At 48.7% G+C, this 11,624-nt stretch carries 8 protein-coding genes; all 8 read right to left on the bottom strand.

What is annotated here, in order from left to right; translation table 11 throughout:
* Window positions 1–34 precede the first annotated feature (34 nt).
* The 8 genes from fcl to asnB all read right to left on the bottom strand — a co-directional run bounded on the left by fcl (window position 35) and on the right by asnB (window position 10,990).
* Window positions 35–967, bottom strand: coding sequence for a GDP-L-fucose synthase (fcl, locus tag ABW391_RS25790; protein WP_353484789.1), 933 nt, complete (start codon window positions 965–967; stop codon window positions 35–37).
* 5 nt (window positions 968–972) lie between these two features.
* Window positions 973–2,088, bottom strand: coding sequence for a GDP-mannose 4,6-dehydratase (gmd, locus tag ABW391_RS25785; protein ID WP_353484788.1), 1,116 nt, complete (start codon window positions 2,086–2,088; stop codon window positions 973–975).
* A gap of 145 nt (window positions 2,089–2,233) precedes the next feature.
* The gene (locus ABW391_RS25780) at window positions 2,234–3,031 is read right to left on the bottom strand and encodes a glycosyltransferase family 2 protein (RefSeq protein ID WP_353484787.1); all 798 of its coding nucleotides are present in this window, start codon (window positions 3,029–3,031) and stop codon (window positions 2,234–2,236) included.
* Window positions 3,032–3,335: 304 nt separating this feature from the next.
* A complete protein-coding gene (locus ABW391_RS25775; protein WP_353484786.1) occupies window positions 3,336–4,169 on the bottom strand; it encodes a glycosyltransferase family 2 protein in 834 nt (277 codons plus the stop codon).
* 188 nt (window positions 4,170–4,357) lie between these two features.
* Window positions 4,358–6,091: a carbamoyltransferase family protein gene (locus tag ABW391_RS25770; protein WP_353484785.1), complete on the bottom strand. Its 1,734-nt coding sequence runs from the start codon at window positions 6,089–6,091 to the stop codon at window positions 4,358–4,360.
* 368 nt (window positions 6,092–6,459) lie between these two features.
* The gene (locus tag ABW391_RS25765; protein ID WP_353484784.1) at window positions 6,460–7,773 is read right to left on the bottom strand and encodes a DUF8712 domain-containing protein; all 1,314 of its coding nucleotides are present in this window, start codon (window positions 7,771–7,773) and stop codon (window positions 6,460–6,462) included.
* Between the two features lie 10 nt (window positions 7,774–7,783).
* Window positions 7,784–8,839, bottom strand: coding sequence for a glycosyltransferase family 4 protein (locus ABW391_RS25760; protein WP_353484783.1), 1,056 nt, complete (start codon window positions 8,837–8,839; stop codon window positions 7,784–7,786).
* A gap of 276 nt (window positions 8,840–9,115) precedes the next feature.
* Window positions 9,116–10,990, bottom strand: a complete 1,875-nt coding sequence (gene asnB / locus ABW391_RS25755; RefSeq protein ID WP_353484782.1) for an asparagine synthase (glutamine-hydrolyzing) — start codon at window positions 10,988–10,990, stop codon at window positions 9,116–9,118.
* Window positions 10,991–11,624: the final 634 nt, after the last annotated feature.

The raw sequence follows: 11,624 nt of genomic DNA, 5'->3' as shown, positions 1-11,624 counted from the left end.
TAAGATTGATGGATGATGGATGATGAATTCTGCATCAATACCATTTTTCTGTTTCCAACGCAGCATATACTTTCCGGATTCCCTCTTCCAGACCTATTCTTGCTTTCCATCCCGTAGCATGCAATTTGCTCACGTCCATGAGCTTGCGGGGTGTACCATCCGGTTTTGTCAAATCGTGTACAATTTCTCCAGAATATCCCACAACGCTGCGCACCAGCAAGGCCAGCTCCTTGATGCTCAGATCGGCGCCTACCCCAACGTTGACAAGGCCAGGCTCATTGTAAGTTTGCATCAAATAATAGCAAGCGTCGGCCAGGTCATCTACGTGCAGGAATTCGCGCAGGGGAGTGCCCGAACCCCAGAGTTTTACCTCGGGCAACCCATCGCGTTTGGCCTCGTGAAACTTGCGGATCAGCGCGGGCAAAACGTGGGATTTTTCGAGGTTATAATTGTCGTTCGGACCGTACAAATTGGTGGGCATCACCGAAATGAAGTTGCACCCATATTGATCGCGGTAGGCATCACACATTTTGATGCCGGCAATTTTTGCAATGGCGTAAGGTTCGTTGGTTGGTTCCAGGACTCCCGTAAGGAGGTATTCTTCCTTGAGGGGCTGAGGCGCCATTTTGGGATAAATGCACGAAGACCCCAGAAACTGAAGCTTTTTTACCCCGTTTTTCCAGGCACTGTGAATCACGTTGTTCTGAATCATCAGGTTTTCGTACAAAAACTCGGCGCGGTAAGTATTGTTGGCCATGATGCCGCCTACTTTGGCGGCAGCCAGAAATACATACTCGGGTTGTTCGCGCTGAAAAAACAGCTCTACTTCCTGGGTATTGCGCAAATCCAGTTCGCGGGAGGTACGCAACAACAAATTGCGGTAGCCTTCCTGGTTGAGTTTGCGTATGATGGCTGACCCCACCATCCCGCGATGGCCAGCAACAAAAATTTTAGCGTTGGTTTCCATGGCAATTACTCAAATTCACGTTTTACTTCAAATCCGCTGTTGAGCAACACGGCATCGCGCTGAAACAGCAGCAAATCGGCTTGCACCATCTCCTGCACCAGCGCAGCGAGGTCGTAGGTAGGTGTCCAGCCCAGTTTTTCTTTGGCTTTTTGCGGATCGCCCACCAACAAATCTACTTCAGCAGGGCGGAAATAACGTGGATCTATCGCTACCACTTCATTGCCAATTGGCACCAGGAATTGCGGGTTGTTGCAGGCCACCACTACTGCGGTTTCGGCAACGCCTTCTCCTTTAAATTCGAGTTCAACGCCGATTTCAGCGAAAGCCAGCCGCACAAAGTCCCGTACGCTGGTGGTTACGCCAGTAGCTACAACGTAATCATCGGGAGTAGGCTGCTGCAACATCAGCCACATCGCTTCGCAGTAATCTTTGGCATGGCCCCAGTCGCGCAGCGAGTTCAGGTTGCCCAGCCAGAGTTTGTCCTGCAAGCCCAAACCTATTTTTGCTACCGCGCGGGTAATTTTGCGGGTTACGAAGGTTTCGCCGCGCAGGGGTGATTCGTGGTTGAAAAGGATGCCGTTGCAGGCATAAATACCGTATGACTCGCGGTAGTTTACCGTGATCCAGTAACCGTATAGCTTGGCCACGGCATAGGGTGAGCGCGGGTAAAATGGCGTGGTTTCGGTTTGGGGTATGGCCTGTACTTTACCGTACAATTCCGAAGTTGAGGCCTGGTAAAAACGGGTTTTGTCCTTGAGCCCCAACAAACGGATGGCTTCCAGAATCCGCAATGGCCCCATGGCGTCGGAGTTGGCGGTGTATTCGGGGGCTTCAAAACTGACCTGTACGTGTGACTGAGCACCGAGGTTGTAGATCTCATCTGGCTGTATTTCCTGCAACAACCGAATGATGCTGGTACTGTCCGTCAAGTCGCCATAATGCAACACAAACCGTTGATCTTCTTCATGTGGATCCTGATACAAATGATCAATCCGGGCGGTATTGAATAAGGAAGAACGCCGTTTGATGCCATGCACCTCATACCCTTTGGCGAGGAGGATTTCGGATAAATAGGCCCCATCTTGCCCGGTTACACCTGTCAGCAATGCACGTTTTTTCATTTGGGATATTGTTTTTTCAATTCAGTGATAAAATTGAGCTAAAACAACAAGACTGCTAACAAACAAGCGTAAGCCATTCATTAGCAGTCTCAGAATAAAAGCAATGCAAAAATAGTATTTTTCCTAGTGGATTCCAGTGCAATTTTTACGCTTTTTCCAATCGTTTGGTTTGCCAAGGCTCCACTTCTACTTTATACCGAGCAAAATATTGGTTGATTTTACGTGCGGGTTTCAGCAATGCGGTAAAAAAATAAGGCTGCAAATTATTTATTTCCCAGGCACGACGGTCTTCCAGATTGGCTTTTATCCGGTTGTACCAGGATTGATTGCTTGCTCCACCTGCACGCATGCGTACCAATAACTCATCAAGATAATGGCTGGAAATGTTGTTCTTGTACAAGAAACGCAACATCAATTCGTAATCTGCGGAAGTTTTCAGGCGGGTATCAAAAAGGCCGAAAGATTCGTACACTTTTCTTTTGACAAAAAAAGCCGGGTGAGGAGGCATCCATCCGTACAAGAAGTTTTCCCGTTTGAATTTTCCTGAGGCCCAATGCCGGATGACGCGACTCGTATCTTCTGGCGCGACGTATTGCAGATCCCCGTAAACGGAATCCACTTTGGTGCGTTTGAACTGTTGAACAACCCGTTTGATCACTTCAGCGTGTACATAAAAATCGTCTGAATTGATGATGGCAATAATGTCTCCGGTAGCTTTGCTAATGCCTTTGTTCATGGCGTCGTAGATGCCCTTGTCTGGCGCTGAAATCCAATAACTGATTAAGTGGTCGTAGGCGCGCAAAATATCTACGGTACCATCGGTTGATCCTCCGTCGATGACAATGTATTCGATGTGGGGATAACTTTGGTGCGCTACACTATCAATGGTATGCTGAATCGTGTGCGCACTATTAAACGAGGGTGTAACAATTGAAACTTTCATGAGAATATTTGTTTACAGTGCAATAATTATCGGACAATTAATTAGTGGTATGATTTATCAATATGGCTATTTAGCAACGGTTAAAAAACAAGTTCAGCAATTTTGGCAGCCCAAAAGATGAAATTGTTATTTAGCCGTTACTTAGGAAATAACGGATGCGCAGCATCAAGCCGAAGCTTGATTCTACCCGAATTTAAGTGATATGACTGAAAATAGAATATACGAGAATGAAAACAAATACTTGTTTGTATTTGGCTGCAAAAACAAATGCTGTATGCTGTCCAATCCTAGCAGGTACACTTGTTTATTTGTGTACGGAGGCACTAATTGGCTGATCGAGCACGTAAGTTTTTGGAAGCTTATTGGTAGAAACTGTAAAACGCTGATGCGGTCGATAATAGAACTGACGCAATTTACGCAAAGGTTTTAATATTGTTGTATAAAAATAAGGTTTTAACCCATTAATTTGCCAGGCCAGCTTGTCTTCCCGGTTTGCACGCAGGCGGTTGCCCCAACTGGCATTGCTAAGTCCCCCGGTGCGCATGCGCACCAATACATCCGGGAGATAAGACGTACTCACCTGATGTTTGTACAAAAAACGCAGCATCAACTCATAATCTGCCGAACTTTTCAGCGATAAATTGAACAAGCCGTAGCGTTGGTACACTGCTCTTTTGACAAAAAAAGCAGGATGTGGAGGCATCCAACCCGCCAAAAAGCTGCGCTGGACGTAATCACCGGACTCCCAATGGCGAATGACGTGGTGCGGCTTTTCAGGATCCACGTATTGCAAATCGCCATAAACAGAATCTGCGCCCGATTGACGGAAGCAATCTACAATTTGCTCCAATACTTGTGAATGGGTGTAAAAATCATCAGAATTGAGAATGGCAATCACATCGCCAGTAGCCTTCCGGATACCCTTATTCATGGCATCGTACACACCCCGATCGGGTTCGGAAATGAACAAATCAACTACGTCTGCGTATTGATCTACAATCGCAGGCGTTCCATCACTTGAGCCGCCATCTACAATAATGAATTCAACGTTAAGGTAAGTTTGCCGGGCCACACTTTCAATAGTATGACGAATCGTCTTTGCGCTGTTGAACGCAGGAGTAACAATCGATACTTTCATTCTTCGGTTTTTGTTCTTGGGATCAAAAAGGGGCGGAAAAACCCCTTAAAATTTGGGAATTTAGACTGATTTTCGGCTAGACAAGGAAATAACGCACGGGTCTCCTAAAGATTATGTAATAACAAAGTTAATTTTCTTGGTTTTATTAATGCAGGGTTTTTACGTTTGATTTTAAATATTTTTTAGGTCTATTCGTTTTTTCGGCGTATAACAATATTCTCAATAACGAGCATATCCATCTGCGTACGCAAGAAGCATTCCAGGGCATGTTCGGGAGTATTCACAATAGGTTCGTTTTCATTAAATGACGTATTCAATAAAATCGGAACGCCAGATTTTTCTCCAAACTCCTTGATGAGTCGGTGGTAGCGCGGATTGTCTTGCGCATCTACTGTTTGTAGTCGGCCAGTACCATCCACATGGGTTACCGCTGGAATTTCGGCGCGTTTTTCGGGGCGAATTAAAAAAACTTTTTCCATAAAAGGCACATCATCTGTTTGCTCAAAATAGTCGGCCACCGCCTCTTTCAAAATGGAAGGGGCAAAAGGACGGAAACTTTCCCGGCGTTTGATCTTGGAATTGAGCAGGTCTTTGGCATCAAGTCTGCTGGGATCTACGATGATCGAGCGGTTGCCCAACGCACGCGGGCCAAACTCGGCGCGCCCCTGAAACCAACCAATCACGCCTCCTTGCATCAGCGCATCTACCACTACCGCAAACAATTCATCATCGCTGTACCGCTGGTATTCAATGCCTCTGGATTGCAGGTAGGCCTCCACTTCCTCATTGCTAAACCGGATACCGGTATAAGCCTGATGCCGAAAAGGCGCCCTGGGCTGATCCCCTACCTGGTGCAGAGCGTACAATGCTGCTCCGATTGAAGTACCCGCATCATGGCCAGCTGGCGGAACAAATAATTTTTCAAAAGAGGTATTGGCGATGAGTTTGCCATTGGCCACCGAATTTTGGGCTACCCCGCCTGCCAGGCACAGGTTTTTCAAACCCGTTTTTTGGTACAAACCTTCGGCCAAATGAAAAATCACCTTTTCGGCCATGCGCTGTACGGAAGTAGCCAGGTTGCGGTGATAATCACTCATTGGCTCGTCTTTTCCCCGAGGCGCACCAAACAATTCCGCCATGGCGGGAGTGTACAACACATCTACATGTGGCGAGCCACCTTGCCAATCCATGTTGACTCCTTCTTTGAAATGGCGGAAAAAGCGCGGATTGAGTTCAAACAGGCCATTGGGTTTGAGGATGATCACTTCGGCTACTTTGTCCAGTTCGGTTGGTTGGCCATAAGGAGCCAATCCCATTACCTTGTACTCATCTCCATAATGTGGAAAACCCAACAATTGGGTAAAGGCGGTATAAAAAATGCCCAATGAATGGGGGTATGAAACGCTGTCGATGATTTCAATTTTGCCGTTGCGCGAACGGCCCCGCATGGTAGAAGAAAAATCGCCCATGCCATCGATGCTCAAAATGGCGGATTCTTCAAATGGGGCCACAAAATAAGCCGATGCCATGTGGCTGCGGTGGTGCTCGGCGTACACAATCCGGGCTTTCAGGTCAGATTCGGCATACCCAAAAGCCTGAGCCAAATCTGCTTTGAATGCGCCAACATTGAGCGAATTTTTAGCTCGATCCAGGATGCTGCTCCATTTTACGCCTTTGCGCAGGGCATACCAGGCTTTGGCCAGCAGTTTGGCTCTGGGATCGCGTGAGATGGCAATCACATCGATATCCGCCAGGGTAATTCCCGCTTCGTCCAGACAGAATTTTACGGCCTCAGTGGGCAATCCTGCCCAATGCTTGATGCGGCGAATGCGCTCTTCTTCCGTTGCAACAATCAATTCGTTGAAGTGGTAAATGCAGGCTGAAGAATCGCCGTGGTAAGCGTTTAGTCCGAGTGTGTACATCTTTCGTTTGGGTAAGTGGATTAAGTATTACGTGTTCTTTCGGGCGATAAAAAATAAGTGTTTCATTTTGTCAAACATGAGTCATCCCGAATTTTGGGAGAACGAACCGCGAAAGCGGTTGAATATTGAATAGCCCCGGTCGTCCGGGGTCATTTCGGTAGCAAAAGGTTTTGCAACCGCGGATGCGGTTGAATTTTTTGCTCAATTGAGTTCAACCACTGCCGTGGTTGCAAGCAATTTGACCTTACTATTTCCCCGGACGACCGGGGCTATTCAAAATTCAATCGCTCCGCGATTAGATTTTCGCCCGATTTTGGCTTTTCAAAAATTCGGGATGACTCATGTTTTACTCCGAAAAAATGAAACACTTATTTTTGCCCACTACTTTGCCATAAATATCTGCACAATTTATGCAATGTCCAACACATTGCCAAGGTGAAAGCAATTCCTTTTACTCCGTAGTTGAGTTGGGTAATAAAATCGTTTTCCTGATCGATCAGTCCGGCAAAAATCAACGGCATCCAAAGCCAGAGGGCAGGATACCATTGTAGTGCCAACTGCCGCATGCCCAAGTAGATCCAGCGCAGGCCGCTCACGTAGCCGAATACCACCAGCAAAGCCAGCCAGGGGCCAAAGTTGGCGTAAGCTTCGCCTCCAATGCCAATGTTCATCGACGAAACCAGGAGCTTGTTGCCCGTAAAGCGGTACCAGATTGCCTCCCCTCCCGCACCTGGCTTGTCTGGCCAAAACAAACGGGGAACGGCTGAAGCAGCTATTGCGGCCAGCAGGGTTTCTCCGCGTGCATATGGCTCATGCCGCGGCACCCAGGCGTATACCTGAGCCAGGTGGTCTCCCTGGTTGAGGCGAATCAGGACTTTTTGCCAACTTGGCGATAGCAATGTTTCTTGCGTTTGGGATTGGGCGGCTTTTTGGAAAGCATCCAGTTTGTGTACAAAGGAATGTTTTTTGCCATCCCATACTTGGGCCCGATAGGTGTATTTGAAAGACAATAAAAACAACACTGGCACCAGGGCTACCATTGCGGCTAACAAGAGCGTGCGCAGCGACCAGCGGTAGTACAATTGGCCGTACAAAACCAGCCACAATGGCCAGAAAAGCAGGTCGCCAAAAAAAGTGCTGCTCAGGGTAAGGTAAACCAGGTAAGCGGCCAGTCCTACAAAAACCCCCGCTTTGATGCCCCATGATCCCGGCCAAAACAACAGGTGTACCGACCCAACATAGAACAGCATGCTCCCAAAATGCCCGACCTGGCGCAATGCTGGCGGCAACCAGGGCATGGTGAGTTGTGCCAGGATACCCAGTCCAAGCAGTAAAAAAGGCAAATAAGGTTGTGCTTTGAGTTGAGCCACTACCTGCTCCAAGAGGCTTGCATCAGTTGTTGATTGCGAATGCCGCCAACCCAGGGCTGCCAGGCAGATGACGGCAAGCAAAGGCAGGGCATACCCAAAATAATGTCCCGCCGAAATGGGCATGGGGTTCAAGACCAGTGCAGCCGGAATCAGTTGCTCCAAGCAATACTGGCCTGCGGGGGCTACCCCCAATACCAAAATGGCAATGCTGCAATACAATTCAAACAACACCAGGCGTTGGCGGCTGTAGTGCAGCCCTCGCCAGATCATTCCGCTCAATAGCAGCAAAAATACTATCAGCAATAAAAACATATCATCATGGTCAGGCGTTTTTCGCCAACTGCGGAGCCATCGCCCAGGCATGGTCGGTCAACTCTGCGTACAATTCAGCGTAAGCCCTGGCCACCGTTTCGGCTTTAAACCGTTGGGTATTTTCGAAGCCTGCGCTGATCAGGTTTGTCCGGTACTCGGCATCCTCGATCACCCGCAGTACCCCTGCCCGAATCGACTCCACTGAGTAGGGATCTACCAGACAGGCTGCATTACCGGCTACCTCGGGCATTGACGAGATGTTGGAGGTTACCACCGGACGGCCTACGGTTTGTGCCTCCAGAATAGGCATGCCAAAACCCTCCAGGGTAGATGCAAAAAGCAGCATATCGCATTCGTGGTAAGCCGCTTGCACTTCGTCATCGCTCAAGTTCCACTCGTTGATGTAAGAGATGCGGTGTTTGGCCAGTTTTGCAAGCACTTCTTCCGAAAGTTTGCCAATGATGTGCAGCATACAATTGATGCCTTCCAGGGCTTCGATGTGGCGCAGCAGGTTTTTGTTGGGTGCCGTTCCGATGTGCAGGATGCGTACACCGACTGTCGAAAATGGCCGGGGATCTACCTTAAAATGGGTTTTGATCACCGTGGGAATCACCCGGATCTTAGCGGGTGAACACCCGGTATAACGGATCAAATCCTGTTTGGTGGCCTCCGATACAGCCGTAACTACCGCGGAACGGTACATCGGCAATTTGAGCCAAAAAAACCACAATAACCAACGCATCAATGGTTTGGGATGGTTCATAAACCCACAATCGTGAACCGTGAGGATGGTGCCTTTTTTGGGCAAAGCCAGGGTGACAAAATGTACATCCCCGGTAATGTGGTTGATGTGGCGGCGGTGCTGCCGCACGTCCAAAGCCGTTTGAATACGGGGCCACAAGCCCTTGCTGCGGTGAGGCGCCTCCAAAATGGCGGGAGTATAACCACTTACCCTGGAAAATTCGGCCAGCATAGCGGCAAATGATGCTTCGATGCTGAAATTTCCGTTGGGGTGTGATTTGCGAAAAATTAAAAGTACATCAGGATAATTCATCTTACAGTGCATGTGTGAAAGGAACTTTGTACATACTCATCCCCTTGCACTCCCATTGGGGTGAGGGATCGTAAAGTGAGTATGATCGTTATGGGGTCACAAAGACTGCATCCACCGTTTTATTAATGGCTTTTACCAAAGTTTACAAACAAGAAATTGCAAACTATAGTTTATTTGACAAAAGATTTGCCCTTAAATATATATCCTTTTTTACAATAACCGCAAGTAGCCAGGAATATTTTTCGTCGAGAAACGCATTTATTGATTCAAACAACAGATTTACGAAGTTTAACGGATCTGGTTCTGCTGCAGCCATTGCCCCAGCACCGCCAGGATCCAAACCCGCGACCAGGATACACTGCCATCGTTGGCCAAAAATCCTGTCCAAAGCTGTTGGAGTGCTCGCTCCTGAAAGAAAGGGTAATTGGCGAGGTACATGATCCGATCCTGGGTATATGATTTCAATTCGTTGCGCATCCATTTGGCAAAAGGCAGTGTAAAGCCCATTTTGGTGCGCTGGGTGATGCTCGTGGGCACCAGGTTGCCCATGGCTTCTACGAGGAGGCGCTTGCTGGGTTGCCCCAGCTTGTATTCGTCGGGAATGCCCAGTACCAATTCAACCAGGTCGTGATCCATAAACGGCACGCGTACCTCCAGTGCATGGGCCATACTCATTTGGTCGGTATCGCGGAGCAGTACATTTTGGAGGTAGGTCTGGATTTCCAATACCGAGATTTGACTGATCAGGGGCAGTTTTTGAAATGCTGCGGTTTGCATCAGGCGGAGCACCAAAGCTTCTACCCGATTGCCGGGCAATTCTTTCAGGGTGCTCAAGGCCCGAATTTGCTCATCCAGCAAGACCTGACGGTACAAGGGATAGGCCGACAAGGCATTGATCTGGGGAAGGCGCAGCACCTCGGCAGTTTTTTGCCCCGCAATGTTGGGCCGCATCGATTGGTAGCGATTGGCACCCCAACGGCGCAAGCCCGCTGGAGCCAGATTGAGCCAACGGCGCTGTTCCAGGCTGTGCAATTGCTGGAACACCGAATAGCCTGCAAATAGCTCATCGCCGCCAAGTCCCGAAAGCGCCATGGTGATGCCCGCTTTGTGGGTAGCTTTGGAGACCACATACGTATTGGGTCCATCGCCACTGGGGTGATCCATGGCCTGGAGTGCCTCGGGCAGGAGCGCCAGAAAATCATCGGCCCGCAGCTTGATTTCTTCGTGCCGCGAACCACAGTATTGGGCCATTTGGCGGGCGAAAGGCCCCTCATCGTATTCTTTTTCGTGAAAACTGATGTTGAACGTGCGCACCTCATGGCTCGAAGCTTTGTCCATCATGGCCACTACCGCACTCGAATCCAGGCCGCCGGATAGAAAAGCACCAAAAGGCACGTCGGCCACCAGGCGGCGCTCTACTGCTTTTTCCAGAGCCTGGCGTACCCGTTCAGGCCAGCCCCCTTCACCTGGGCTGGGCAGGTGATGCGGCACCAATTGCCAATAAGCTTCGATGCTCATGCCCGTTTCCGTTTGCCAGATGTATGATCCCGGAGGCAGCATATATACGCCTTCCAGCATGGTGTGCGGCGCATGTACGGTTTGGTAGCGGAGGAAATCCACCAGCGAATCGGTGTTCAACTGCCGCGAACAAAGCCCGCTGGCCAGAATGCCCCGCATTTCGGAAGAAAAAGCCAGTATTCCGTTTTTTTGGCAATAATACACTGGTTTGATGCCCAGTCGGTCGCGGGCAATGAAAAGCGTTTCCGCTTCCCGATCCCAAATGGCAAAGGCAAACATGCCCACCAGGCGGCTCAAACACCTTACCCCCCAGCGCGCATATGCAGCCAGAATGACTTCACTATCGGTATTAGACTGGAAAGGGTAATCGCTCAGTTCAGCCCTAAGGTCGAGAAAATTGTATATCTCCCCATTGAACGTCAATACGTAACGATTGTCAGCAGAAATCATGGGCTGGTGGCCTGCGCTGGATAAATCAATGATCGATAGGCGCCGATGCCCCAGAGTGATCAGACCTTCGCCCCAGGTGCCCTCATCGTCAGGGCCACGGTGGGCCAGGGCCTCGTTCATCGCTGCAACAGTCCGAGCACTTTGGGCAGTCTGAGCGTGTCCAGGGGGGGTGAATAGTCCATTAATGCCACACATGTGGTTCGGGTTTTTATGATATATTCTGGATTATTTTAATCCAACAAGTTTAAATAAAATTGGCGTGTTTTTCCGCTTTTGCATCAGGTAATTAAACAAGGAGCAAGGTAACGAAAAAACAGATGGCCTGTAAGCACAATAAGTATTTTTTGTACCTCATTACAAATCAACTGAAGAAAGCCTGGGTTGATTGTGGAAACGGCCTTAAAACGTACAAAAAAACGCATGGCAGAGTTTGGCATGCTATTTGCACATTAAGAATAAACCCCAAGTGAATAAAGATCTAGTGTTTCAAAGTGTTGTGGGGGGGTGTTGCCGTATGGGAACCCCTCCATGTTTTTTTTTTTTTTTAGCACGCAAAACTTCAATGGCTACTTACTTCCCCAGACATCTACAATACGGGCACAAATGTACATTGCTGGCAAGGTTGTGCTGGTTGTTAGCAAGCCCCAACCCCTGGGCAAACCCATTAAAATTGTTGTTGCAATGCATTGTTTTACTTATACTTACCAACCCCCAGCCCCTGAAGGGGAGACCAGCTTACGTTAGGCAAATTTTTACCTTTCTTTGAGAAAAGGGAGGGCTTTCACTTACCGAATATGTGCTCCCCTTCCGGGCAGAGTCGATTGGCTCT

Source organism: Haliscomenobacter sp. (genome assembly GCF_040403615.1).
Lineage (GTDB): Bacteria > Bacteroidota > Bacteroidia > Chitinophagales > Saprospiraceae > Haliscomenobacter.
Note: the sequence above shows the minus strand (reverse complement) of the source record. Positions and strands in the feature narration are given on the sequence as shown.